The organism is Roseofilum capinflatum BLCC-M114 (genome assembly GCF_030068505.1).
GTDB lineage: Bacteria > Cyanobacteriota > Cyanobacteriia > Cyanobacteriales > Desertifilaceae > Roseofilum > Roseofilum capinflatum.
Map to the genome: position 1 here is coordinate 25,399 of NZ_JAQOSO010000022.1, position 26,950 is coordinate 52,348.

Annotated in this window: 22 protein-coding genes; 7 read left to right on the forward strand and 15 right to left on the reverse strand. The window is 48.3% G+C overall.

The window, feature by feature from the left end; all coding sequences use genetic code 11:
* Positions 1–22 precede the first annotated feature (22 nt).
* From rplV to rplC, 6 genes are all read right to left on the reverse strand, one after another.
* Positions 23–385, reverse strand: a complete 363-nt coding sequence (rplV, locus tag PMG25_RS05215; protein WP_283765846.1) for a 50S ribosomal protein L22 — start codon at positions 383–385, stop codon at positions 23–25.
* A 61-nt stretch (positions 386–446) separates the two neighbouring features.
* Positions 447–725, reverse strand: a complete 279-nt coding sequence (rpsS, locus tag PMG25_RS05220) for a 30S ribosomal protein S19 (RefSeq protein ID WP_283765847.1) — start codon at positions 723–725, stop codon at positions 447–449.
* 59 nt (positions 726–784) lie between these two features.
* Positions 785–1,648: a 50S ribosomal protein L2 gene (gene rplB, locus PMG25_RS05225; protein ID WP_283765848.1), complete on the reverse strand. Its 864-nt coding sequence runs from the start codon at positions 1,646–1,648 to the stop codon at positions 785–787.
* Between the two features lie 13 nt (positions 1,649–1,661).
* Positions 1,662–1,976 (reverse strand): 50S ribosomal protein L23, encoded by a 315-nt coding sequence (locus tag PMG25_RS05230; RefSeq protein ID WP_283765849.1) that lies wholly within the window; start codon positions 1,974–1,976, stop codon positions 1,662–1,664.
* The gene (gene rplD / locus PMG25_RS05235) at positions 1,963–2,598 is read right to left on the reverse strand and encodes a 50S ribosomal protein L4 (RefSeq protein WP_283765850.1); all 636 of its coding nucleotides are present in this window, start codon (positions 2,596–2,598) and stop codon (positions 1,963–1,965) included. Before rplD ends, PMG25_RS05230 begins: the two co-directional genes overlap by 14 nt.
* A gap of 63 nt (positions 2,599–2,661) precedes the next feature.
* Complete coding sequence (rplC, locus tag PMG25_RS05240) at positions 2,662–3,312, reverse strand: 50S ribosomal protein L3 (RefSeq protein WP_283765851.1); 651 nt, start codon at positions 3,310–3,312, stop codon at positions 2,662–2,664.
* Between the two features lie 578 nt (positions 3,313–3,890).
* Between rplC and PMG25_RS05245 the strand changes: the two genes are divergently transcribed.
* Complete coding sequence (locus tag PMG25_RS05245; protein WP_283765852.1) at positions 3,891–4,445, forward strand: DUF924 family protein; 555 nt, start codon at positions 3,891–3,893, stop codon at positions 4,443–4,445.
* A 53-nt stretch (positions 4,446–4,498) separates the two neighbouring features.
* On the opposite strand, the gene PMG25_RS05250 is transcribed toward PMG25_RS05245, so the two are convergent.
* From PMG25_RS05250 to hisD, 3 genes are all read right to left on the reverse strand, one after another.
* Complete coding sequence (locus tag PMG25_RS05250; protein WP_283765853.1) at positions 4,499–5,554, reverse strand: hypothetical protein; 1,056 nt, start codon at positions 5,552–5,554, stop codon at positions 4,499–4,501.
* A gap of 88 nt (positions 5,555–5,642) precedes the next feature.
* Positions 5,643–6,818, reverse strand: coding sequence for a class I SAM-dependent methyltransferase (locus PMG25_RS05255; RefSeq protein ID WP_283765854.1), 1,176 nt, complete (start codon positions 6,816–6,818; stop codon positions 5,643–5,645).
* A 6-nt stretch (positions 6,819–6,824) separates the two neighbouring features.
* The gene (hisD, locus tag PMG25_RS05260; RefSeq protein ID WP_283765855.1) at positions 6,825–8,132 is read right to left on the reverse strand and encodes a histidinol dehydrogenase; all 1,308 of its coding nucleotides are present in this window, start codon (positions 8,130–8,132) and stop codon (positions 6,825–6,827) included.
* A gap of 246 nt (positions 8,133–8,378) precedes the next feature.
* Here hisD and rpsT point away from each other — a divergent pair, with 246 nt between their 5' ends.
* The 4 genes from rpsT (at position 8,379) to PMG25_RS05280 (ending at position 17,548) form a co-directional block, all read left to right on the forward strand.
* Positions 8,379–8,678, forward strand: a complete 300-nt coding sequence (gene rpsT, locus PMG25_RS05265) for a 30S ribosomal protein S20 (RefSeq protein ID WP_283765856.1) — start codon at positions 8,379–8,381, stop codon at positions 8,676–8,678.
* A 226-nt stretch (positions 8,679–8,904) separates the two neighbouring features.
* Complete coding sequence (locus PMG25_RS05270; RefSeq protein ID WP_283765857.1) at positions 8,905–9,705, forward strand: TatD family hydrolase; 801 nt, start codon at positions 8,905–8,907, stop codon at positions 9,703–9,705.
* Between the two features lie 163 nt (positions 9,706–9,868).
* Positions 9,869–13,219 carry a DNA-directed RNA polymerase subunit beta gene (rpoB, locus tag PMG25_RS05275; protein WP_283765858.1) on the forward strand — a complete coding sequence of 1,117 codons (3,351 nt, stop codon included), beginning with the start codon at positions 9,869–9,871 and terminating at the stop codon, positions 13,217–13,219.
* A 117-nt stretch (positions 13,220–13,336) separates the two neighbouring features.
* On the forward strand, positions 13,337–17,548 hold the full coding sequence (locus tag PMG25_RS05280; RefSeq protein ID WP_283765859.1) for a DNA-directed RNA polymerase subunit beta': 4,212 nt from the start codon (positions 13,337–13,339) through the stop codon (positions 17,546–17,548).
* A gap of 126 nt (positions 17,549–17,674) precedes the next feature.
* Here PMG25_RS05280 and PMG25_RS05285 read toward each other — a convergent pair whose 3' ends face one another.
* A complete protein-coding gene (locus PMG25_RS05285) occupies positions 17,675–17,845 on the reverse strand; it encodes a hypothetical protein (protein WP_283765860.1) in 171 nt (56 codons plus the stop codon).
* Between the two features lie 154 nt (positions 17,846–17,999).
* On the opposite strand from PMG25_RS05285, the gene ald reads away from it, so the two are divergent.
* Positions 18,000–19,088 (forward strand): alanine dehydrogenase, encoded by a 1,089-nt coding sequence (gene ald / locus PMG25_RS05290; protein ID WP_283765861.1) that lies wholly within the window; start codon positions 18,000–18,002, stop codon positions 19,086–19,088.
* A gap of 29 nt (positions 19,089–19,117) precedes the next feature.
* On the opposite strand, the gene PMG25_RS05295 is transcribed toward ald, so the two are convergent.
* The 5 genes from PMG25_RS05295 to PMG25_RS05315 form a co-directional block, all read right to left on the reverse strand.
* Positions 19,118–19,753: an acyl carrier protein phosphodiesterase gene (locus PMG25_RS05295; RefSeq protein WP_283765862.1), complete on the reverse strand. Its 636-nt coding sequence runs from the start codon at positions 19,751–19,753 to the stop codon at positions 19,118–19,120.
* Between the two features lie 8 nt (positions 19,754–19,761).
* Positions 19,762–19,977: a hypothetical protein gene (locus PMG25_RS05300; RefSeq protein ID WP_283762217.1), complete on the reverse strand. Its 216-nt coding sequence runs from the start codon at positions 19,975–19,977 to the stop codon at positions 19,762–19,764.
* Between the two features lie 138 nt (positions 19,978–20,115).
* Entirely contained in the window at positions 20,116–21,567 is a 1,452-nt protein-coding gene (locus tag PMG25_RS05305; protein WP_283765863.1) for a methyl-accepting chemotaxis protein, read from the reverse strand.
* A gap of 25 nt (positions 21,568–21,592) precedes the next feature.
* On the reverse strand, positions 21,593–22,681 hold the full coding sequence (locus PMG25_RS05310) for a chemotaxis protein CheW (protein ID WP_283765864.1): 1,089 nt from the start codon (positions 22,679–22,681) through the stop codon (positions 21,593–21,595).
* Positions 22,682–22,698: 17 nt separating this feature from the next.
* Positions 22,699–24,240, reverse strand: coding sequence for a CheR family methyltransferase (locus tag PMG25_RS05315; RefSeq protein ID WP_283765865.1), 1,542 nt, complete (start codon positions 24,238–24,240; stop codon positions 22,699–22,701).
* A 341-nt stretch (positions 24,241–24,581) separates the two neighbouring features.
* On the opposite strand from PMG25_RS05315, the gene PMG25_RS05320 reads away from it, so the two are divergent.
* A complete protein-coding gene (locus PMG25_RS05320) occupies positions 24,582–26,882 on the forward strand; it encodes a diguanylate cyclase (protein WP_283765866.1) in 2,301 nt (766 codons plus the stop codon).
* Positions 26,883–26,950 lie beyond the last annotated feature (68 nt).

Sequence of the window (26,950 nt, forward strand, 5' to 3'; positions counted from 1 at the left end):
TCTCGATCGATCAATGGTTGAGCTAACTGTTGGCCGCTTCGGGGGCAACAGCTACTGTAATATGACAGGTGGGTTTACGAATTTGATAAGCCCGTCCTTGGGCCCGGGGGCGAAAGCGCTTTAGGGCTGGGCCAGCGTCGGCAAAGGCTTTGCTGACCACTAGGGTTCTGGGGTCGAGTCCCTCATTGTGTTCTGCATTGGCGACTGCCGAACGCAAGACTTTTAAGACGGGTTGACAGGCACGGTAGGGCATGAATTCGAGGATGATCAGTGCATCCCGATAGGTTTTTCCCCGAATTTGGTCTAATACTCGACGGACTTTATGGGGGGACATGCGGATGTACCGTGCGATCGCACGAGTTTCTACAGAAGTATCGATTGCCATCGTTTTTCTTTCATCCTGAGTCAATATGGGGGAAACCGATGATTCCTAGGGGGAATGTTGATTATCGGCGAGCTTTTTTGTCGCTCTTTGCATGGCCTCGATAGGTTCGAGTGGGGGCAAATTCTCCTAATTTATGTCCGACCATTTGTTCGGTGATGAACACGGGAACATGCTGGCGGCCATTATGTACAGCAATCGTATGGCCAATCATCTGGGGCACAACGGTTGAGGCGCGAGACCAAGTTTTGATCACTTGTTTTTCGCCTTTATCGTTGAGTTTTTCCACTTTAGTTAACAGATGGTCGGCAACAAACGGGCCTTTTTTCAGTGAACGAGCCATAAGACTTTCAATGTTATGTAATCAGGGGAGTCAATTAAAAATTAAAAATTTTTAATTGCTTAGGCTTGACGACCTCCGCGACCGCGTTTGGAAGTCCGACGACGACGGCGCACGATTAGGCGATCGCTGGATTTATGTTTTTTCCGTGTTTTTGCACCCAAGGCGGGTTTACCCCAAGGGGTTACGGGGCCACTGCGACCAACGGGGGCCCGTCCTTCTCCACCTCCATGGGGGTGATCCACGGGGTTCATGACGCTACCTCGCACTTGGGGTCTACGACCTTTCCAGCGCGTCCGCCCGGCTTTACCCAGGCTGATGTTACGGGCTTCCACATTACCGACTTGGCCAATGGTGGCGTAACATTCGCGACGTACCATCCGAACTTCGGTGGAGGGTAAGCGCAGGGTTACATAGTCCCCTTCTTTGGCCACAACTTGGGCGGTAGCTCCAGCGGCCCGCACAATTTGCCCTCCTTTTCCGGGAACGAGTTCGATGTTGTGGACGCTGGTTCCCAAGGGCATGTTTGCTAGGGGCATACAGTTGCCCACTTCGATGGGAACGGTTTCACCGGAGATTACGGTTGTGCCAACGGCTAATCCTTTGGGATGAAGGATATAGCGTTTTTCACCATCGGTGTAAAACAGCAGGGCTAGGCGAGCGTTGCGGTTGGGGTCGTACTCGATCGCCGCTACTTTGGCGGGAATATTATGTTTATTGCGCCGAAAGTCTACGAGACGATAGCGCCGCTTGTGACCGCCCCCCCGATGGCGACAGGTGATGACTCCTCGGTTATTGCGTCCTTTGACCCGATGTTTTTTCTTAATCAGGGATTTCTCTGGCCGGTCTTTGGTGATTTCCGCAAAGTCGGAAACACTTTGTTGCCGGGTACTTGAGGTATAGGGTTTGTAGGATCGAATGCCCATAACAGTTTATGAATTACACTTCTGGGAACAAGGTGATCTGGTCGTCCGGGGATAGGGTCACGATCGCTCGTTTGTATTGAGCTTTGTACCCACTGAAGCGACCGACACGCCGTTTTTTACGGGGAGAGCGATAGGTGTTGACTTGGGTGACTTTGACCTCAAATAGGCTTTCGATCGCCGCTTTGATTTCGGGTTTGGTCGCCTGGGGAAGGACTTCAAAGACGTATTTGTTATCTTCTAGGAGTCGGGTTCCTTTTTCGGTGACGATCGGGCGGCGGATCAAGTCAGGTAGGGCACGGTTGGTTGAAATTGTCTTATTGCTCACCATAGACCTCCTGGATTTTTTCTAGGGCGGAACCGGTGGCGATGATTTTGTCTGCATTGAGAACGTCGTAGACGTTCAGTTGCTCGGCCCGGATTAACCGCAGTCTGGGGACATTGCGGGCAGACAAATAGAGGTTTTCATGGCGTTCGGGGATGATCAGCAGCACTTTGTCGGTTTCTGCTGCTCCCCAACGGGCGATCGCCTCTAGAAGGTCTTTGGTTTTGGGCCGAGCAAGGTTATCGCCGAATTCTTCGACCACTATCAGGTCATCGGTTCTACCCATTAAGGCGGTGGTTAAGGCCAAACGCCGCTCTTTGCGGTTCATTTTGGTTTCGTAGCTTCTGGGTTTGGGCCCGAAGATTACCCCACCTCCCCGCCACAGGGGAGAACGGATCGAACCGGCACGAGCGCGGCCAGTTCCTTTTTGCCGCCAGGGTTTGCGTCCACCTCCTCTGACTTCGGCGCGGGTTTTGCTAGAGGCGGTTCCTTGGCGGCCATTATTGAGTTGACGCACTAGGGCCCGGTGGACAATGTGAGCGGCTGTTTCTTCTTTGGCAACTTTGAGTTCAAGGTTGGCCATGCCTACCTCTGACCCTTGCCAGTCTTTCCTTACGCAACTAACCATAGTTTCGATCTTTCCTTTTCTACTTGCTTTGATCCTTTAGATAGAGCTTCTCTTTCTGTTGGATCAGCCGCCCACTTTATTGGTTGGGGCGATACTCAGGAGCGTTCCGGGTTTGCCAGGGACTGAACCTTTAATCAGCAGTAGGTTGCGATCGGTATCTACCCGCACGACTTCGAGTTTGCGGATCGTGATTTGGGCATTGCCTTTACGTCCTGCCATTTTTTTACCCGGATAAATTCTTCCGGGTGTCGTTCCTGCTCCGGTCGATCCAGGAAGGCGGTGGTTTTTTGAACCGTGGGACATGGGCCCCCGGCGGAAGTTATGGCGCTTTTGGTAACCGGCGAACCCACGACCAATACTTTTGCCAACTACATCGACGAGTTGACCTTCTGTAAAGAGATCGGCTTTGAGTTCTTGTCCAAGTTCATAGCTGGTGACGGTATCGCTGCGATATTCCCGCAGATGCCGCAGTCCTGTTTCCCCCGCCACAGCGCCCGATTTTTCTAAGTGCCCAATCTTTGGACGGTTTAACCGCCGTTTGGGGACACTATCATAGCCCAGTTGAATGGCGCTATAGCCATCGGTTTCTGGGGTTTTGATTTGGGTTACGGTGCATGGCCCAGCTTGCACAACGGTAACCGGAATGGCAATTCCTTCTTCCATATCGAAGATTTGGGTCATGCCGAGTTTGGTTCCGAGAATACCTACAGTCACAGGTTGGGTAGTCTCCTTTTTGTTTACAGACAACGATTTAGATCCATCTGCATAGGATGGACTTGATCTATAATTTTCCCTAACTGTTACTCAGCCAAATACCCGCCCTACGTCAACAGCAGGACTAAAGCAGTTGGCTGAATTATTTAGATTCGCATTAAGGGGATTAGCCTTAAAACTTTAGACAACCGGGTTTTGAATCACCGGCTACCCTTATCTATAGCGCCTGGACTTAAGCGGGCTAAGGCTCAGTATCCTTATGGCGACTAGGGTCTCCGCTAGAGGAACTCACCAAAGATGAGTGACCTTAATTTTGGCGACAATATACCACTATAGGGTATCTGGCGGCATTTGTCTAGAGGGATAAGATTATTCTTATGGAGGATGGGCTAACCCTTGTAACCCTTCTCTTTTTTCCTGTTCGCTTAATCCTTTATCCTTCCTTTCCGCTTCGCGGACATGAAAAGCGGTCTGCTGGCAAACCTTGAAAATCAAGACTTTAAGACAGAATAGTTTAAATTCTTACTCATTACCCATGACCGCGCGAAGCGCTATAATAACCACAATCACATCTTAAGATGAACTGGATTCGTATGGAGTATCGAGAAATCATTGAATTTTGGTTTGCAGAAATCGATCCGAAGCAGTGGTGGCAGAAAGATGAAACATTCGATCGCCAAATTAGCGATCGCTTTAATCAAATCCATCGTCAAGCAACGTTATGCGAACTTTACCCTTGGCGGACAGAACCGTTAGGACGATTAGCCGAAATTATCATTCTCGATCAGTTTTCTAGAAACATATATCGCAATCAAGCCTTAGCGTTTGCCTTCGATTCCTTAGCCTTAGCACTAGCTCAAGAGGCGATTGCCTGTCAAATTCAGCAATCTCTTACCCTCGAACAAAAGTCATTCCTTTATCTACCTTTCATGCATAGCGAATCACTGCACATTCATGAAAGAGCAGTAGAATTATTTAGCGAACCGGGATTGGAGTCCAATCTTGAATTTGAATACAAGCACAAAGAAATCATCGAGAGATTTGGACGCTATCCCCACAGAAATCATCTGTTAGGTCGGTTGTCTACACCAGAAGAAACTGAATTTCTCAAACAACCCGGTTCATCATTTTAATGGCTTACCGGTCAAGCCGATCGTAAAAAGGCATGGGTTTCTTCTTTTGTAGATCATTGGTCAACTATTACTTTTTGTACCGATTCATTAAAAAAGTTTAGATTATAACTAACTCCTCCATCATTATCCGAAAGGTTTCTTTGGAAGAGATAGGATTCACCTGGTGAAATTCTAAAATCAAAAGAGTGATTTCCCTGAAGATCGGTTTGACCACATCTTGTTCCTTCATAGTATCTCGCAGATCCTTGTCCTGAAACCACACCTGTTTCCTTATTTAACTGCATTTGGACATCTAGATAACCTTGTACTTCATCTCCAACACAATCTTCCCAGCGATAATTAGTAGAATCGTTTGAAACTTCTACATAAGTATTTACTGGTATGTTCTTATTTTGATCAGACACAATGTATTCATCATCATTCATATTAATAGAACCAGTAATGTGAATCTGACTAATACGAAATTCTTCTTTAGGAGGTCTGTAAGCTTGAATAATTCCGATGGTGTGTTTTTGTCCATTTTCGAGTTCAAGCCTCAATCGTTCGCTGTTATCATCTAATGGAATTTTATCTAATGTAATAGTCAGCAAATAACTTGTTGGATTATCAAGACTGTTGCTAACATCGGAGTCTGGATTTTGGGAATGTTCTAAAAACACTCGAATTGAATCTCTAGTTAAGTTATATCCTGCAATCTCAATCAGTGGGCGACGATCGGGAGAAAGATTCATATCAATTGCACTAGGAGTTGGAGCGCAAAAAACTGGATTTAACTGTAGATCTTCTCCAGTAACTGTTGCTCTCACTTTAATTAATTCATCTCTAGTTCTGTCTCGTAAAAAATCTGTATAGCACTTAGCTTCAACACCCAGATCGCTGGTTGCACGAGATAAAACGTTAGAAACTTCATTGGCTAAAGTAGATTGACCTTCTTGTATCAGTTTATCTCGACTTTCTTCTAAAATCATTTGCCAACTTTCTGAATTAGATTCAAGCCGACGAATTGCTTCATTTAATGTATCAATTCCTGTGTTTACTGTTTGCTGAGGGACTACATCGCAAGAGGTGATTCCCAGAGTTAGCAACAAAATAAAAAAAAGCTTTTTCATAATTTATTCAGAAGTTTTACCCATTCATCTTGCAATATTACGCAGATCAGTAAAGGAAGTTATACTCCATTTTATGTTCCATCTCTCCTCATTCCGGATGGTCTAAGCCTTGTAAGGTTTGTCCTTTCTCCTGTTCCGTTAATCCTTTACCCTGGAGCAAGACCTTAAACCCACCCAAACCGAGGGGATCGATGAGCTGATGTAAGGCATCTCGACGGCTGAACAGTTGGGTAATGGAGAGGGAACTTTCGGATAAGGCTGCTAGACGATCGCCTAAACCCAGTGCCATTAAAAATAATCCTTGTTGGGTACAGCCTAATGGCTCTAGTCCCCAGCGTTTGCCCTGCTGCTCTAGGGTGGTAAAGTCTACATGGGCGGTAATATCCTGATAGCCAATATTAATGTAGGGACAATCATGGCGATGGTGGCGAGTGTAGCATTGTAGGGTTCCCGTGCTGCGTCCGGGTTGATAATAGCGATCAGCAGTGTAGCCGTAATCAATGGTAACCACATAACCGCGATCTAATCGTTGGGCGATCGCCTCTAACCACTCTAACATCCCTAAATTCACCTCTGTCCGATAGCCCTCTGGATAGGCATCCGAGCATAAATCAATTCCCAAGCGATCGAAATATTGGGCTAATTTGGGCGTAGATAACTCCCCCAAAACCTCCCGCAAATTCTCCTCATCATCCAGAGTAACAAACACCTCTTGTAGCCGTTCCCCAGAGCGTACCACCCGATGAACCGGCAATGCATCGACTAATTCATTAGAAAAAAAACAGCCCTGAATCGAGTCTAAATCTTTCCAGTCACACCATTGCACTCGTGGTTTTTGTCCTAACCAAGGGGCTAACGTTTGCTGTTGAACTGCCCTTAAGCCTGGTGATTTTTCCATAATTCGATAGTCGAGGACGCTGAAAAAATCCGGATCAGTGGCTCCTAACTCTGCCAACATATCCGCAGCCACTTGCCCGGTTCCCGCGCCCATTTCCACCAGAGAAAAGGGAGCCGGACAGCCCAAAATCTGCCACATTTGCACCCATTGCCGGGCCAAAAGCTGGCCAAAATCCGCCCCTAGACTGGCCGAAGTGAAGTAATCGCCAGATTTGCCAATTTCTGTTTGATAGGCACTGTAATAGCCAAATTCCGGGTGATACAGCACCGATTCCATATACTGGGCGAAGGAAATTTTTTTCCCTGGCGATCGCCGAATTTTTTCCTTCAGCCATGGATACAACTGGGGATGATTGGCTGCTTGCATAACTGCCTATTCTTCCTCTGGCGATGACGTTCTCACCCGCACCGAATGGGCATGGGAGGGCAGGCCTTCCGCATCGGCTAAGGTCATGATAGCGCTGGCCATTTTCTTCAGGGCAGTGGGGGAATATTGAATTAAGCTCGAATGTTTCATAAACGTCTCTACGCCTAGGGCCGAGGCATAGCGAGCCGCTCCTGAAGTGGGTAGGGTATGGTTGGGCCCGGCTAAATAATCTCCCACCGCTTCCGGAGTCGAATAGCCCAGAAAAATCGCCCCAGCATGACGAATTTGGGGCAAGAGATCCCAGGGTTCGGCCACTTCCAGTTCTAGGTGTTCGGGGGCAAACAGATTAGACAGTTCTACCGCCTCATCTAGGGAGTCTACTACAACAATTAACCCATAATGGGCGATCGCCTTTTCCGTCAGAATTTGGCGCGGATGGTTAATCAGTTGTTGCTCCACCTCAGCCGCCACTGCCCGTGCTAAGGTGCGATCGGTGGTAATCAAAATCGCGGCTGCCATTGGGTCATGTTCCGCTTGAGCCAAAAGATCTGTCGCTACATGCACCGGGTTCGCCTCACTATCGGCAATCACCAACACTTCTGACGGCCCGGCCAACGAATCAATTCCCACGACTCCATAGACCATTTTCTTCGCCAGAGTCACATAAATATTTCCCGGCCCCGTAATTAAATCCACCTTGGGAACCGTCGCTGTACCATAGGCTAACGCAGCGATCGCCTGAGCGCCTCCCACCCGATAAATTTCATTCACCCCAGCCAACTGAGCGGCTACCAGCACGGCCGGACTAATCCCTTTATTGCTTCCGGGTGGCGTACACATGACAATCCGGGGCACACCCGCCACCTTAGCTGGAATCGCATTCATCAACACCGTACTCGGATAGGCCGCTCGTCCGCCCGGAATATAAATTCCCGCCCGATCCACCGGCGTATAATGCTTACCCAGCACTACCTCATCGTGGGCAAAATGCACCCAAGACTTAGGCGTGCGTTGGCGGTGAAACGCTTCAATCTGGCGACTGGCTAATTCAATGGCATCCAGCAGAGGCTTATCCACTTGCTGATAGGCCGCCTCTAATTCCAGGGCACTGACGCGCAACTGACTGACTTCTAGCCGTTGCCCATCAAACTCTTCTGTATAGTCCAAAAGTGCCCCGTCGCCGTTGCGCCTGACGGTTTGCAGTACCTGCTGAACCGTCGCCTCTTTATGAACCATTTCCTCATCAAAGGTGCGATCGCAAATTCGCCGTAATTCCGCTTCTGCTTCCGATCGCTGGCTAATAATTCTCAGCATAGGTTAGATTGATTGCCATGTTAAGTCTCCCCATTGACGCAACCCAGACCCCAGATGCAACCCCAGGGTTCCATCCCCTCGATCCAGGCCATCGTCATTACTCTATAGCTTAACGTGGATTTGACGGGTCGGGTAAGATCCAACTCAGCAGAATAAATGCTATACTCAAATGTCTGACACTTTATCTTAGAATCTTAGATCGGGTCTATCCCGAACACTGTTACTGTTACCCCAACTTTAAATACCGTGCCTAACATCAAGTCTGCTATCAAGCGCGTTCAAATTGGTGAACGCAATCGTCTCCGGAACAAATCCTATAAATCTGCGGTAAGGACTCTGATGAAAAAATTCTTTACCGCCGTTGAAGAGCAAGCCGCCAGCCCTAGCCCAGAAAAAGCACAGGAAATTCAAACCCTGATGAATCAAGCGTACAGCAAAATTGATAAATCGGTGAAAAGAGGCGTAATTCACCGCAACACGGGCGCTCGTCGTAAAGCCCGTTTAGCCAAGGCGCTGAAACAAATTGAAACACCAGCGGCCTCCTAGCCCTCCATTCTCTCCCCTGTTAGTTTGGGGTAAGTTCAGGCCACAGCTATAAGTTTACTGTCCATTCACCCCAAACTCCTTACCCCTGGGGCATCAGCCCACAAGTATCCTCCTGAACATTGGGGGCCGATCGCCAGGAGTGCCTCACTGATTAAGAGTTGGGTAAAGGGGGTTTGGCTGTTGCCGGCCCGAACATGCTTGTTAAACCCTGAAATTTGGGAGAATCATGCAGTTAATCGATACCCATGTCCACATCAACTTTGATGTGTACAATCAAGAAAGAGAAGAGTTAAGGAACCGATGGAGCGGGGCAGAAGTGGTTCAACTGATCCATTCCTGCGTCACCCCCAAGGAATTTGAAAGTATCCAAACGTTAGCCCACCAGTATGAGGAACTCTATTTTGCCGTCGGCCTCCATCCCCTAGAGAGCCAGAATTGGGTTCCAGAAATTGCCGAGCAAATTTTGACTCTAGCCCAAAGCGATCCCAAAGTGGTGGCGATCGGGGAAACCGGCTTAGATTTTTACAAAGCCCAGAACCGAGAGCAACAAGAACAGGCTCTAGGAGCGCAACTGAAAATTGCCCATAAACTGGACTTACCCGTAATTATTCACTGTCGGGATGCGGCGGCTGCCTTAGCCGAATACCTGCAAAAATTTTACCAAACCTACGGAAAACTGAAGGGAGTCATGCATTGTTGGGGAGGAACCCCAGAAGAAACCCAATGGTTTTTAGACCTGGGGTTTTATATTAGCTTTAGTGGCACAGTCACCTTTAAAAAAGCCACTCAAATCAAAGAATCCTGTCAAATGGTTCCCGGCGATCGCCTCCTGATCGAAACCGACTGCCCCTTTTTGGCTCCTGTCCCTAAACGAGGCAAACGCAATGAACCCGCTTACGTGCTATATGTGGCTGAAGCGATCGCCTCCCTACGAGGCATCCCCTTAGAAACCCTAGCCCAGCAAACCACCCAAAATGCTCGAACCCTCTTTCAACTGCCTCCTAGGGATAAGGAGATAGGGAGATAGGGAGACAAGGAGATAGGGGGAATTTTTGCCTATTATCTATTCCCCATTCCCTATTCCCCATTCCCCATTCCCCTCGCCCTGAGCGAAGTCGAAGGGCATTCCCCATTCCCCTCGCCCTGAGCGAAGCCGAAGGGCATTACCCAACCCACAACCCCTCTTGATAATGAATCAGATTACCGAAACTTCCACCCAGTTTACCCTACCCGATCTGGTCGAAATCCAACGCTCAAGCTTTCGCTGGTTTCTAGAAGAAGGATTAATTGAAGAACTCGACAGCTTCTCCCCCATCTCTGACTATACCGGAAAACTCGAACTTCATTTTATCGGCAAAAACTACAAACTCAAGCGTCCCAAATACGAAGTAGACGAAGCCAAACGCCGGGACGCAACCTACGCCGTGCAAATGTACGTCCCCACCCGCCTGATCAACAAAGAAACCGGAGAAATCAAAGAGCAAGAAGTCTTCATCGGTGAACTGCCCCTGATGACCGATCGCGGAACCTTTATCATCAACGGAGCAGAGCGGGTGATCGTCAACCAAATTGTGCGATCTCCAGGAGTCTACTACAAATCCGACACCGACAAAAACGGTCGTCGCACCTATAACGCCTCCCTCATTCCCAACCGGGGCGCATGGCTCAAATTTGAAACCGACAAAAACGGTTTAGTTTGGGTCAGAATCGACAAAACCCGCAAACTCTCCGCCCAAGTCCTCCTCAAAGCCCTAGGCATGAGTACCGGCGAAATCCTCGAAGGTTTGCGTCACCCCGACTACTTCCAAAAAACCATCGAAAAAGAAGGAGACTTCACCGACGAAGAAGCACTACTGGAACTCTACCGCAAACTGAGACCCGGAGAACCCCCCACCGTCAACGGAGGGCAACAACTCCTAGAGTCCAGATTCTTTGACCCCAAACGCTATGACCTGGGCAAAGTCGGACGGTATAAACTCAACCGCAAACTGGGCTTGACCGTCCCCGCCAGTATTCGCGTCCTCACCCCCAAAGACATCCTTTCCGCCATCAACTACCTGATCAACCTAGAATTCGATATGGGTAGCATTGATGACATTGACCACTTGGGAAATCGGCGCATTCGCTCCGTAGGCGAACTGCTACAAAACCAAGTGAGAGTGGGCTTAAATCGCCTAGAGCGCATCATCCGCGAGCGCATGACGGTTTCCGACTCCGACTCCCTCACCCCCACCTCTCTGGTCAATCCCAAGCCCCTGGTAGCCGCCATCAAAGAATTCTTCGGCTCCTCCCAGCTCTCCCAGTTCATGGATCAAACCAACCCCCTAGCCGAACTCACCCACAAACGGCGGTTGAGTGCCCTAGGCCCCGGAGGACTGACCCGCGAACGGGCCGGCTTTGCCGTGCGCGACATTCACCCCTCCCACTACGGTCGCATCTGCCCCATCGAAACTCCAGAAGGCCCCAACGCTGGGTTGATTGGCTCCTTGGCTACCCACGCCAAAGTCAACGAATTTGGCTTTATTGCCACCCCCTACTATCCCGTAGAAAAGGGCTATGTGCGCCGAGACCTAACGCCTATCTTCATGACGGCCGATGAAGAAGATGACCTGCAAGTGGCTCCTGGAGACATTTCCACCGATGAAGAGGGCAAAATCTTAGGGGAAATCATTCCCGTGCGCTATCGCCAGGAATTTACCACCGCTTCTCCCACCCAGGTAGACTATGTAGCGGTTTCTCCCGTGCAGATTATCTCGGTAGCCACCTCTCTGATCCCCTTCCTGGAACATGATGACGCGAACCGGGCCCTGATGGGATCGAACATGCAACGGCAAGCCGTTCCCCTGCTGCGGCCAGAGCGTCCTCTGGTGGGAACGGGACTCGAACCGCAAGCTGCGCGGGACTCTGGGATGGTGATCGTCTCTAAAACCAATGGGGTGGTCAGCTATGTGGATGCAACCCGGATAGAAGTCACCTCCGATCCCGAACCCGATCCGGAAGGAGCAGAGGGGCTTGCCCTGAGCGGAGTCGAAGGGAGCGGAGTCGAAGGGCGCGTGATCGAGTATGAACTGCAAAAATATCAACGGTCTAACCAGGATACCTGCTTATCCCAGCGTCCCATCGTTTATGAAGGAGATCGCGTCCGAGTCGGTCAAATTCTCGCCGATGGCAGTGCCACCGAAGGGGGAGAACTGGCCCTCGGTCAAAATATCCTCGTCGCCTACATGCCTTGGGAAGGCTACAACTACGAGGATGCCATCCTCATTTCCGAGCGCCTGGTCTCTGAAGATCTGTATACCTCCATCCACGTGGAAAAATACGAAATTGAAGCCCGGCAAACCAAACTGGGCCCGGAAGAAATCACCCGCGAAATTCCCAACGTCGGTGAAGACTCCCTGCGGAACCTAGACGAAGGGGGCATCATCCGCAAAGGAGCCTGGGTAGAATCTGGAGATATTCTGGTCGGGAAAGTCACCCCCAAAGGAGAATCTGACCAACCCCCAGAAGAGAAACTCCTGCGAGCCATTTTCGGAGAAAAAGCCCGCGATGTCAGGGATAACTCCCTGCGAGTCCCCAACGGGGAAAAGGGGCGCGTAGTAGACGTGCGAATCTTCACCCGTGAACAAGGGGACGAACTGCCCCCCGGAGCCAACATGGTCGTCCGCGTCTATGTGGCCCAAAAACGGAAGATCCAAGTGGGCGACAAAATGGCAGGACGACATGGGAACAAGGGCATCATTTCCCGGATTTTGCCCCTAGAAGATATGCCCTACCTGCCCGATGGTACACCGGTGGATATTGTCCTCAATCCCCTGGGGGTTCCCTCCCGGATGAATGTGGGCCAGGTGTTTGAATGTCTCTTGGGATGGGCAGGGGAAAACCTGGAGCGCCGGTTTAAGCTGCAACCTTTTGATGAAATGCACAGCCGGGAAATGTCCAGGGCAACCGTCCATAACAAACTCAAAGAAGCCGCCCACTATACGGGTAAAGAGTGGCTCTATGACCCCAAAAATGCGGGCAAAATCCAGTTATTCGACGGGCGCACCGGCGAACCCTTCGATCGCCCCATCACCGTGGGTAAAGCCTATATGCTCAAATTGGTTCACCTGGTAGACGATAAGATCCACGCTCGCTCCACCGGCCCCTACTCCCTGGTCACCCAACAGCCCCTGGGTGGCAAAGCTCAACAGGGTGGACAGCGCTTCGGAGAAATGGAAGTCTGGGCATTGGAGGCCTTCGGCGCAGCCTATACCTTGCAAGAGTTGCTGACGGTCAAATCCGACGACATGCAAGGGCGCAACGAGGCCCTCAATGCCATTGTCAAAGGGAAAGCCATTCCCCGGCCGGGAACGCCAGAATCCTTCAAGGTGCTGATGCGAGAACTGCAATCCCTGTGTTTAGACATTGGCGTGCATAAAGTCGAAACTCGTGAAGATGGAGACTCCAGTGATGTGGAGATCGACCTCATGCAAGAAGGGTCGAGTCGGCGATCGCCCAATCGACCCACCTACGAGTCGATTTCCACTGACTTCTCTGACTAATAGGCCATCAGCCCTTCGACTTCGCTCAGGGCGAGGAGAATGGGGGGACGCTCCAAAAAAGCCAATTATTCCCCATTCCCTATTCCCTATTCCCTATTCCCTATTCCCTAAATTCCCATGATCTTCAAAAATCGCGTTATTGACAAAGGCCAACTGAAAAAACTAATTGCTGCTGCTTTTACCCAATATGGCAGCGCTCGCACCTCCCAAATGGCAGACCGGCTGAAAAACTTAGGCTTTCGCTTCGCCACCCGTGCGGGAGTGAGCATCAGTGTAGATGATTTGCAGATTCCCCCCTCCAAACAAGAACTCCTCGAAGCTGCCGAAGAACAAATCCGAGAAATTGAATTGCGCTATTCCAAGGGAGAAATTACGGAAGTGGAACGGTTCCAGAGGGTAATTGATACCTGGAACTCCACCAGTGAAGCCCTCAAAGATGAAGTGGTGCGCTACTTCAAAGCCACCAATCCCCTCAATAGTGTGTATATGATGGCATTCTCTGGGGCACGGGGGAATATTTCCCAGGTGCGCCAGTTGGTGGGAATGCGGGGGCTGATGGCCGACCCGCAAGGGGAAATTATTTCCTTGCCCATTAAAACCAATTTCCGGGAAGGGTTAACGGTAACCGAGTATATTATTTCCTCTTACGGAGCGAGAAAAGGTCTGGTAGACACGGCCCTGCGGACGGCAGATAGTGGCTATTTGACCCGGCGCTTAGTGGATGTGTCCCAGGATGTGATTATTCGGGAACTCGATTGTGGAACGGCGCGGGGAATCACAGTCGAGGCGATGTGTGATGGCGATCGCATCCTCATTCCCCTAGCCGATCGCCTGTTGGGACGGTCTTTGGCCGAAGATGTGGTATCTGAAACCGGTGAAGTCGTTGCCCGGCGCAATGATTGGCTCAGTGAAGACCTCGCCCAAGTCGTTGCCAAACACACCAAACGAGTGAAAGTGCGATCGCCCCTAACCTGCGAAGCGGCGCGATCGGTCTGTCAAGCTTGCTACGGTTGGAGCTTGGCCCACCATGCCCCCGTAGATTTAGGGGAAGCGGTAGGGATTATTGCCGCTCAATCCATTGGCGAACCAGGAACACAGCTCACCATGAGAACCTTCCACACCGGTGGGGTGTTCTCCGGTGCTGCCCGTGATATCCTAGCTCCAACTGGAGGCAAAATTAACTATGGAAACCTGAAAACTCGCAGCATTGCTGGTGAAGAAGGGCCAGAAATTCAGGTCGAAACCGGGGGCGTACTGGAGCTAATCGTAGATGTGGAAATTCGGGAGATGGAAACCGATGATTCCCCCCTGAACCTGTCCGCCCTTGACCAGAAGAAAAAGCACAATATCCACAACATTCCCATTAATGCCGGGTCTCGCCTGTTGGTTGAAGACGGACAAATGATTAAACCCGGAACCATCATCGCCAATACCCCTCCAGCGAGGGCGGTTTCCCGCTCGACTGAGAGGGCAACCAAAGACGTGAGTACGGATATTGCTGGCGAAGTGCGCTTTGAGGGCATTATTCCTGAAGAAAAACGCGATCGTCAAGGATCGACGACGGTGGTGGCTCGCACAGGAGGCTTAATTTGGGTTTTATCCGGAGAAGTCTATAATCTGCCCTCGGATGCCAAACCCGTGGTCAAAAACCAAGATCAAGTCCAATCGATGGATGTCTTGGCCATGAGCAACATCACCACCAAACATGGGGGAATTGTGCGGCTCCCGGATGGAGAAGAGGGGCGAGAAGTGGAGATTATCACCGCTCAAGTGGTGTTAGACCAGGCAACCGTGACCATACAGGAAAAAGGCAGCAAAGAAATTTACCTGATTACTACCCGCGAATCTCAGCAATTCTCGTTGCTGGCTACTCCGGGGAGTAAGGTCACCTCGGGCCAGGTGGTGGCGGAGTTGATTGATGACCGTTATCGGACGAACACGGGGGGAACCCTCAAGTATGCGGGGATTGAAACCAAACGGCGCAGTGGTTCGAGCAAGTATGGCCAAGAGGTGGTCAAAGGAGGAACCCTGCTCTGGATTCCGGAAGAATCCCATGAGGTCAACAAGGATATCTCCTTACTGCTGGTCGAAGATGGCCAATATGTAGAAGCAGGGGATGAAGTGGTTAAAGATATTTACTGCCAGACTTCGGGGATTGTGACCGTGGTGCAGAAAAATGATATCTTGCGCGAAATCATCATTAAACCCGGCAAGTTGCATCTGATCACTGATCCGGAAGAGATGCCGGCGGAAGGGATGGTGCGGCCTCCGGAAACCGTGATGGGGGAAGCGGTGGAAGATCTCTCATTTCTGGAAATTGTGCAAACTCCTGAAGGGATGGGAGCCTTGCTGCGGCCGGTGACAGAGTTCACAGTTTCTGATAGCCCTCCGGGGCCTTCAACCTCCACGGGAGAGAAGGACTTGATCCAGTTGCGTACTACTCAACGGCTGCCCTACAAGGATGGAGAGCGGATTAAGTCTGTGCAAGGGGTCGATTTGGTGCGGACTCATTTGGTCTTGGAGATTAACCCGGATGATTTTGGGGATGCTTCGGGTGAGGTGAAAAGTTCTTTGGAAGGGTTGGAGTTGGTGGCCGATATTGAGTTGGTTCCTGACCCAGACCTGTCAGAAACCAATGAGGAGGGGGAAGAAATTGAGGTGATGCGCCTCCAGTTGGTGATTTTAGAGTCTTTATTGATTCGTCGAGAGGGCATTGCCGATCTAACTCAAGGACAAATCCAGACTCGATTGTTGGTGCAAGAGGGAGAGGAAGTCAACTGTGGAGATGTGATTGCTTCGACAGAAATTCTCTGTAATTCCCCTGGAGAAATTGCGGGACTGCGAGAGGATGATGAGCAGGTAAGACGGTTGCTCGTAGTTCGTCCAAGGGATCGCTTCACCCTGGATCTGGGCGATCAGATCGATCAGCTTCAAGTGCAAGAAGGGAATCTCTTGGTTGCGGGGACAGAAGTCGCTCCCGGCATTCGCTTGGCTGAATCGAGCCAAGTGGAATTGGTTGATACCACCGATAAAACCTTAATTCTGCGTTTGGCTCGGCCCTATCGGGTGTCTCCGGGAGCGATTCTGCACCTGGGAGATGGAGGCTTAGTGCAACGGGGGGATAAATTGGTGTTGCTGGTGTTTGAGCGGGCGAAAACCGGGGATATTATTCAGGGTCTACCCCGGATTGAGGAACTGTTGGAAGCCCGAAAACCTAAAGAAGGTTGTGTTTTGGCCCGTCGTCCTGGAGAGGTGCAAGCCGTTGAAGGAGAAGACGACGTGCGATCGATCCGGGTGGTGGAAATCGATGGCACGATGACCACTTATACTCTATTGCCCGGCCAGAGCTTGATGGTGGTTGAAGGGGAACGGGTAGAAGCGGGAACTCCCATTTCTGATGGGCAACAAAATCCCCATGAATTGCTGGAAATTAAGTTTGGCTGGTATTTAGAGCAGGGGATGTCCCATTATGAAGCAGCCATGTCTGCTTTAGCGGAGGTTCAACAGTTCTTGGTGGATGCGGTGCAAGGGGTGTATCAGTCCCAAGGCATTGATATTGCCGATAAACATATTGAGGTGATTGTGCGCCAGATGACTTCTAAGGTGCGCCTGGATGATGGCGGAGATACGACCATGCTGCCGGGTGAGCTAATGGAGTTGTATCAGGTGGAACAGGTGAATGAGGCCATGTCGATCACAGGAGGTGCGCCAGCTCGCTATACCCCGGTGCTGTTGGGGATTACTAAGGCTTCTTTGAATACGGATAGCTTTATTAGTGCGGCGAGTTTCCAAGAAACCACCAGGGTATTAACGGAAGCGGCGATCGAGGGTAAATCAGACTGGCTCAGGGGTCTGAAGGAAAATGTGATTATCGGGCGCTTGATTCCCGCCGGAACTGGGTTTAATGCCTATGAGGATGGCTTTAGAGGGCAAATTTCTCCAGATTATGATGGGGCTGGGGATCTCGATGATGAAATTGTGGGATCGGGTCTATCTGATAGCTTCTTGTCTGGCCATGGTTATTCCGGTGCGACTGAAGATGCTGACTATGGACTGATGTCCGATGAGCGATCGGGTAGAGGTGGCCGCAATTCTCCCTATCCCGTGCTGGATGATTCCAAATCTGATGTGGATGATTTGCAGGATTTGGTGGTCGACGATCGCACGGCCTACCGCTTAGATCCGAAATCGAGTTCGGATCGCTCTGGCTCGAAACAGCGTAAAACCTCAAAAGGAAAGTCGAAAAAGTCTGAGCCGGTGGCCGAGCTGGATATAGATCTAGATCCCGAAGATATTATTTATGATCCAACGGAGGAGGATGAGGATTAGACCTTAACCGATGGGAGAAGAAACCGGGTTTCGATTCAATATAAACAAGAAACCCGGTTTTTATTGAGCTTGTTGCTCACTCCCCCATTCCCGCACCCAGAGCGCGAAGCAGTGTATCTACTGCATCTAAGTTAAGCCTAACCAGGTGAGAGTGCCTTGGCCGGTGAGGTATTCAATAACAAGGGTGAGGATAAAGCCGACCATGGCAGCGCGACCGTTGAGACGCTCGGCGTAATCGTTAAATCCGAGCTTGGGTTGGGGGAGTTTGGGGGATACTTTGGGTTTGAGTTCAGCCATAATTTCAGGATAAGAGGGGTTAAAGTTTACAATTCTTCATATTGTCTCTCATTGTAATGTAAGTCATGTCATTTAAGTCGTTTCTCTTCGATCTGGGTTAACCGAGAGCAGTTAAGCTGGATCTTGAGGGTTTTTCAGCACGAAGAGGTGATTGATGGATATCGGAGTTCCTAAAGAACGGAAAGATCAAGAATTTCGGGTGGGACTTACCCCTAGTAGTGTGCGGGTGTTGACGGAACGGGGTCATCAGGTTTTTGTGGAAACGGCAGCAGGAGAGGGAGCCGGTTTTACGGATGGAGATTATTTAGAGGTGGGCGCGAAGATTGTGCCTTCTCCAGAACTGGCTTGGGATCAGGAATTAGTGGTGAAAGTTAAGGAGCCGTTGGCTTCTGAGTATGGGTTTTTGACTTCTGGGCAGTTATTGTTTACTTATTTGCATTTGGCAGCCGATCGCCCCTTAACAGAGCGGTTAATTAAATCGGGAACTTTGGCGATCGCCTATGAAACCGTAGAATTACCCGATGGTCGCCTACCCCTGCTCACCCCCATGAGCGTCATTGCTGGTCGCCTCTCAGTGCAGTTTGGGGCCCGTTTCCTAGAGCGACAACAGGGGGGCCGCGGGGTTCTCCTCGGTGGTATTCCAGGAGTCAGTCCCGGACAAGTGGCCATCCTCGGTGGCGGTGTTGTAGGTACAGAAGCAGCCCGCATTGCGGTAGGCATGGGAGCCAAAGTCCAAGTTTTAGATATCAATGTGGAGCGTCTAGCAGAGTTAGAAACCCTCTTTGGCTCCAGAGTGGAACTGCTCTATAGTAATTCGGCCCAAATTGAACGAGTAGTTCCCCACGCCGATCTGCTTATTGGTGCTGTCTTAGTTCTGGGTCGTCGCGCTCCGCAATTAGTCCCCCGCAATTTAGTCGGGAGGATGAAACCGGGTTCGGTACTGATTGATGTTTCTGTTGACCAAGGGGGATGCATCGAAACGTTGCACCCTACCTCCCACACCCAACCAGTATATGTAGAGGAAGGGGTTGTCCATTATGGTGTGCCCAATATGCCAGGAGCAGTGCCTTGGACAGCAACCCAAGCCTTGAATAATGCCACCCTTCCCTATGTGTTGCAATTAGCCCATGCGGGAGTAGGCGCTCTGAAGCAAAACCCCGCTTTGGCAAAAGGGGTCAATATTAAGGATCATCATATTGTCCATCCAGCCATTCACGACTGTTTTCCAGATTTGGTCAATTGACATACTCCCCTGCCTCCCTATCAACTCTATCAGCAGGGATCGTCTGTTCCAGAGATCCCCTTACTGACGGCTGTTCTGTCTGGTTTTTTTCCCTCCACGTAGTCAACTAACTGGGGAAAAAACTCACAAAAATCTGAGTCTAGACCTTCATAATTAGCGTGAATCACCCGATCGGCTGTGGATAAGTTATTTTTGCGTTTTAAGCGATTGGCTACACGGGTATAAGTCAGTTTGAGTCCCTCTAAGGTTTGACATGACCCTAACCAATCTTGAGCGACCATCCTCGGTAGACTCTGTTTCAATCTCAGGGGTAGGCGGTGTTGGTTGGCTTGTAGAAGGTGATAAATTTCGGCAATAAAACTATCTAAGGGTTGCAGAGAAAAATTGTGCCAGTGATTGGCTAAAAAATGATCGTAGGCAATATCAATGATAATTCCTGAAAGGCGTTGATAGGGTTGCCCTAGCCGCCGCCGACTGTGTAGGGGAATGGGGTGAGTATCCGTAAACTTGTCAACGGCGCGGTGTAAGGCTAGGCCTTGGACTAGGGTGGAACTATAGTGATGTTTTGCCTCAGATAAGGGGCCTTTTACAAAGTCACCGAGTAGGTTACCGAGCTGAAATTCGCTATCCTCTCCTGCTAAGAGAAGATGGGCTAAGTAGTTCATGGGAAGGTTTAGAGGATGGCGGAAATTTCATTGATGGTCTGGATGCGGCCTTTGTAAACAGCGTGTAATAGGCGATCGACGGCAGCTCGTTCTTCTTCAACGAGGGAATCTTCGAGGACAGCAGCTAAGAGACCATAACAGTCCGCTTGGGTGAGGGTGCGGGTCGTGCTGGCTTGGGCAAAGAGTTCAGGTATGGCAAAGGGGAGTAGGCGTAGTTGAATCATAATTTTCGATTAAAACTCATACTATTTTTAGTATGAACGAAAATTCAGGCCATCAGGGTGATGACTATCGAGAAAGGGTGTGATGTCCATCAAGTTTTGAGTTGATGTAGATCACTAAAATAGGAGTTCTCAATCGTCTTAAATAATGCTTTTCAGGCTTAAAGAGGCTTCGTTGAGTTTTTGTGTGCCGATTCGGGTTTGGGAAATACTGGTGGCGGTTTCTTTGGCTCCTTGGTTAATGGCATTCATGGCTTCTACGACTTGTTGAATGGCGATCGCCTGTTGTTTAATGTTTAAGGAAATTTGCTGGTTATTCAACACCACATCATTAATGGCTTCGGCAACTCCACTAAAGGCTTGGGCCGTTTTTTGGGCAATATCCACCCCGGAGGTGACCGTTTTTGTACCTTCTTCCGTCACCATCACGGTTGAATTAATTGAGCCTTGAATATCCATGACTAAGGCATTAATTTTATCGGCTGATTTGCGACTTTGATCGGCTAATTTGCGGATTTCACTGGCGACGACGGCAAACCCTTTGCCATGTTCTCCTGCTCGTACTGCTTCGACTGCTGCATTGAGGGCTAACATATTGGTTTGGTTGGCTAAATCACTGACTAAGGCGGAAATATTACCAATTTGTCCCGTTTGTTCACTGAGCAAAACAATTTGTTGGGCGATCGCGCTCACTTTTTCCCGTAAATCTTCCATCCCTTGTAGTGTATTATCCACCGCCTGACTGCCCCCTTGGGCTAATTCCAATGCTTGTTGAGCAGCCGAGACCGATGCTTCAGCTTGTTCGGAAACCTGGCGCGAGGAAGCGCCTAATTCATCCATGGTGGTCGTGGTTTCATTCACTGAAGAGGCTTGTTGAGTTGCAGTCCGCTCTTGCTGTTCCACCGTAGCCGCAATTTCTGAGGAAGAGGAGGCAATTTCTTCTGTAGATTGATTAATGATTTTCGCCAATCCTCCAGAAATCCACCAGGCGAAAGATACCGCAACTACAACCAAACATGCCGTTCCTAAAGAAATTACCCAAATTAACGTATTCAGGGCATTTCTGACATTTTCGGTTTCTGATTCTAGAAAAGCTTCTTCAACTGCCGAAAATTGATTGGCTAACTCATCAAAAATTGTTACAAACTCTGTTCCTTCACCGGAGTTGAAGAGAGCGATCGCCTCATTCCTTTTCCCTTGATCGATTAAACGATGTACCTGATCTGAAAATTGCTTATATTGATTTTTTAGAGCAATCATCTCATTCAAACGATTCTCTTGTTCTGGATCGTCTACCAAGTTTTGTAGATCGATAGAAACTGTATCAAACTGCTGCGAATACTCTTGATATTCTTGCAAAAATTGTGGATTTTGAACTCCTAAATAGCCTCGACTGCTACGAATCATGCCCTGGCCATTCAAGCTTAAACTATCAATGTCTATAATGATATTTTGTACCCGCTCGACTGTCTGAAACGTGGCAAAAACTTCTTGTGCAGTCACATAAACCCATCCCGACACTACAGCCGTAAAGGTGATAGGAATTGCATATCCTAATATTAACCGTCCTCTCAACCTCAAATTGGACAACATCTATGGTTCCTCCTCAACAATAACACTAATTTTCTTCATTAACTTTTAAGTCTGATTGATGCAAAATTTTTTTCAAATCGAGAAGGCCTAGCATTTTTTCTTGGTATGCCACGGTTCCCCGTAGATATTCTTCATCCACCACATGGACTGCTGTGGGAATGGGTTTAATTTGCGATTTGGAGAGGTAGATCACATCAAAAACTTCATCGACCACTACACCTACCACCAAATCGCCAGTAGAAATGACTACGGCTCGCAAAGGAACCTGATCGTGCCTCACATTCAAAATAGAGCCAATATTAACTAAGGTAACAATTTCCCCCCTCAAATTAATATTGCCTACAATGTGATTAGGACAGCAAGGAATGGGCGTAACTCGTTCAATGGGCGTAAATTCGCGCACCAGTTCTAAATCTATACCAAAATATTCTCCATTTAAACCAATTACAGCAATGGGCATTAAGCCTTTTAGATCTTCATGGGCGAGAGTGTCTCTTAAGTTTTTCGCCCTAGAACGAAAAATTTCTCGCTCTTTTTCACTGGCATGGGGACAAAATAAGGGGCGACCAAGGGCATGGGGTTGATCGTTTTCAGAGGGTTCCTCGTCTTCCGTAATCCCATCTATATCCATCAGCTCCTCGGTTTCTAGCTGTTGGATCAGAGCCTGAGCCTTCAAAATCATGATAATGTGTTGATTGACTTGTACCAGTCCCCTCAGACAAGAATGCATGGATGGAGAAAGAACGGATTTCCCTAGAGCTTTTCCCAGGGTACGTTTTAACCGTCTCTGGGAAAACTGAGTCGAGATTTGTGATTCTTCAATCATCTCTACTTCATGGACTTCATTGACAATCAGGCCCATTGTCATGTCTTCAGAGCGCAAGACGATGACGCTATCAGTGATTTTGTATTCTTGAGCTGCATATCCGAGTCTAGATTCGAGATCGATCACGGGAATGATGTTGCCTCTGAGATTGAGAACTCCGGCAAACTCTCGTGCCATTTCCGTAACTGGGGTTAACTCTGGTAAAAAGAAAATTTCTTCTACACACAGAGCATCTATCCCGTAGCGTGAACCGTTCAGGCTAAAGGTAATAAACGGTTGTCTTTCCATAATCACGATTCTGAATTTTATTGAAGTTCTTTTAAGCGCTTCTTAAGAAAACTCAATAATTCTTCAGGAGTATATTCTTCTAATTGTACTATTTTAGCATCCTGGGGATGCTTTTGGAGTAAACCCAGGGCAATAGTCCAAAATTTTCGAGCTTGTATTTTATTCCCTTGGTGGGCATATAGAGAGCCTAAATCTAAATAGGCGGGGATGAATTCGGGTTCTAGATAAATGATGCGCTTTAGGTATAATTTAGCTTGTTCTAAGTCCCCTTTTTCTTCGGAGATTTGCGCCAACAAGTAATAGGGATCAATGGCAAATGAGCTAATGGATAAACACTCATTTGCATACTGGATAGCCAGTTCGAGTTGGCCCAGATTAGCATAGGATTTGGCGATGGAGAGTAAAAGAATGAAGTCTTTGGGGTTTTGCTTTAAGTATTGCAGTGATTTCTCTATGGTGTTGGTATATTGTTTTTGTTTGAAAAGAGTCTCGATTTCTTTGTTTTTATGATTATTTTTGGGAGGAAAAGTATGGGCAATGGGAGTTTTTGAGGTATGGGATTTTAGAGGGGAAGGATGAGAGGATAGGTGCTGACTTGATTGGGTCGGAGCAAAAGGCAAGGGAAAGGCTGGGTAACGGGAGGAATGATTAGGGAACGAGGGGTGAGATTGAAGTTGAGAAGAAGGAGTTGGATTGGCCAGAGAACATTTTTTTTGATAAATAATCGATGCGGGGAGAACTTTAACTTCAAGACAGTTTAGGTTATGACCATACAGTTCTGTGTGGCTGGTCATTAAATAGGCCTTGCTTTTTAGGGCTTGACAGAATTTTTCTAAACAAATATCAATGGCTTTTTTGGTGAAGTAAATAAAGACATTGCGACAAATGATTAGATCAAAGGGGATGGGTCTCCCGTTTTCTTGTGGAATGGGATCTAGAATTAGATTACTCGATTGAAACTGAACTATTTTTTGTACTTCTGACTTAATTTTCCATAGTTTTTGATGGGGCTGGAAATAGGAGTCTTTTAATTTGGGATCGACGAGTCGAAACGACCAATCATTGTATAATCCGGTGTTCGCTTTGGCGATCGCCATGGCATTGATATCTGTTCCCAGCACCCGCAGATGCCAATTTCTCCAATCGGGAATCAGTTCCATTAACAAAATTGCTAAAGAATATACTTCTTCACCCGTAGAACATCCGGCACTCCAAACCTGCAAAGTGAGGCGATCGCCTCTGGTAGAAGCCTGATGACGTTGATTATTAATTAATTCTGGAAGTAAGTTGGTACGCAGAATTTCGATTTGTCCTTGATCCCGAAAAAAATAGCTTTCTCCCGTGGTGAGCAGGTCAATCAAGAGTTTCCACTCTCGATCGCTGCGATCGCTATGAGAAACTAATAATTGATAATAGTCTTCCACGGAAGACATCCGTAAACACCGAGTCCGATGGATAATCTTCTGGCACAAACTGTCACGATCCTTAGAACGAATCGCTAGTCCAGTCTTATGGTTGATCAACTGAATCAACTGCTCTAACAGGAACACATTAATCATCAGATTCAGTTAACCCCCTTTCTCCTCCAATCGTGTCTGTGTCAAAATTACTTTATCCTATTTTTACCACCAGGGTCTGGGTCAACGAGATTTATGAATCGACATCCAGCCCCATCTTTAGTATCCCTGCTCACATAGCACCCAAATTTTACAGAGTCTATATATCTTAATCGTTATCCTACCATTGAGCAACCCTCACCCAACCATTCATGAAGTTTACTTGACAATCGGCAGATCTGAGAATTTCAGACACTATAGTACAAATATCAGTACCCATCTGCTCCTCAATCCCATAGACGAGAGTGCCTCTCTCCTTTGTTGTTGTTTTGCCGTTTTCTAACATGACTAATCATGAACTCAGAAAAGATCCCTCTTTTTCCCATTCCTCTTTCCCCATTTCTACCTCAATATCCCTGGGACAAAAACCCAGTACAATTTACTCTAATCACCAACAACTAGACTGGATTGAGGGTATCTTTTGGTCAGCTCATCCAGTAACGCTGAGTTTGCACACCATCAGTCCCCAGATTGAAGAGATTACGGATTATCCCCTGGAAACCTTCTACAAAAATCCTCACTTTTGGTTAGATCTGATTCATCCTGAAGACCGGGAAAGGGTAAAAGAGCAGTTGATTGATTTAGTCTATCATCCGTCTCTTCTCAAACTCAGCTACCGTATTATAACTGATGGACAAAAAGTGCAATGGGTACAAACTCAAGCTCGGTTATACCATCCCGATCCAGAGAATTCTGGTCACTTGGCTCCCTCTGAAGGTCTGCTGCAAGGCTTTACGACGACAATTTATCCTCCAGTCCATACACCAGATCCCTTGGGGAGTAGTTTTTCGGGTACTGAAACACTCTTCTCTGCTGTTTTGGCCCATTTACCTCATGTGGGCGTTCTGATCTTGGATGGGGATGGGCAAGAAATTTTACGCATGGGTCAACTGTGGCAGGGGGAAGAGTGTGCCGAAGAATTTGACCGACTGATCCAATTGTGCTTGAACAGAGAAACGGCAGTACAAGAATTCAGGATTGGCGATCGCACCTATCGAGGCTATTTTTCCCCTTGTTTGACCCCTGAATGGATAGCTCTGGGGGCGATCGTTGTTGAAGAGATTACAGCGATCGAGCAACAACAGATTGCCTTTCAGGAGAGTCAAGACAAATATCAAGCCCTGTTTGACCTCCTCCCAATTGGTTTGGCAATCACCGATTGTCAAGGAAATTTTGTAGAAGTGAATACTGCTGCTGAGGAAATTTTAGGAGTCAGTAAAGACCAACTGATGCAATGGTCTTGTGATACCTTTGAACAAGTTGCTTTTTTTCCTGAAGCCGATCGTAACTGGCGGAAAAATCAACATTGTGAAGCGGGACTATTAGGGAAAAAGGGAGATGTAACTTGGCTAGAACTGCATGTTTCTCAGATGCCCGTCAAGGGATATGGTTATCTTTTAAGCTATAGCAATATTACCACCCAAAAACTTGCCGATTTAGCCTTAACCAAACAGGCAGAACGGGAACGATTAATACGGATTATGACTCAAAAAATCCGCCAAAGCCTGAATTTAGAGGAAATTCTAGAGACTACCGTGGGCCAAGTTCGGTTAATCTTAAACACAGATCGAGTGATGGTTTATCGCTTTAATCCCGATAGTAGTGGCCTGGTGATAGCGGAGTCTTGTCGTTTGGGGGTTACGTCCATGCTCGGCTGGCAAATGGCGAATTTACGGGCGTGTGAGCCAGAATGGTTTAGATCCTATTGTCAAGGGAAGATGCAAGTGATTGACAATATCTCTGAAGCTGGATTAGAGTTTTCCTACTCTCAATTACTGCAAGCGTTTCAAGTCAAATCTAAGGTTAGTGTTCCGATTATTTTAACAGCCTTGCCGACTCATACCGATCAGCCTTGTCCCTTTTGTTATCTAGAGGATGAGGAACACAAATCCCATTATCTTTGGGGACTTTTAATTGCCCATGAATGTGGTTCATCCATGGGGTCTCAAAAACACTGGCAACAGTTGGATATTGATTTGCTGAAACAATTGGCGGCACAAGTGGCGATCGCCATCGATCAGTCGATTCTCTATCAGCAACTGGAAAAAGCCAATCAGGAACTCTATGGTTTAGCTACCAGTGACGGTTTAACTCAACTGGCCAATCGTCGCTATTTCGATCAACTGCTCTACCAAGAATGGCAACGGTTGACCAGGGAACAGCAGCCCCTATCGTTGATTTTGTCTGATATTGACTTCTTTAAGCACTATAACGATACCTATGGCCATCAAGCGGGTGATGATTGCCTCAAACAGGTTGCTCTAGCCATTCAGAAGGGGGTTCAGCGTCCTGCGGATTTGGTCGCTCGCTATGGGGGGGAGGAGTTTGTAGTGATGCTACCCAATACTCCCCAATCAGGAGCTGTTGCGATCGCCAAAAGAATTCAAGATCATGTGCAAGCTCTGCAAATTCGCCATCAAAACTCAACAGCCAGTTCGGTGGTGACCTTGAGTTTAGGCATCGCCACAGTGGTTCCTGTTCCAGAAATTAATCCTGAATGGTTACTCAAAGCAGCCGATGAAGCTCTCTATCAGGCGAAAGCTCAAGGACGAAATCAGTGGGTTTATGCCAGGGATGTCTGTTAGAGCGCTTTGGACTTCATATAGCGCTTTCCGCTTCGCGGACATGAACGCGCTAGGGAATAGGGAATAGG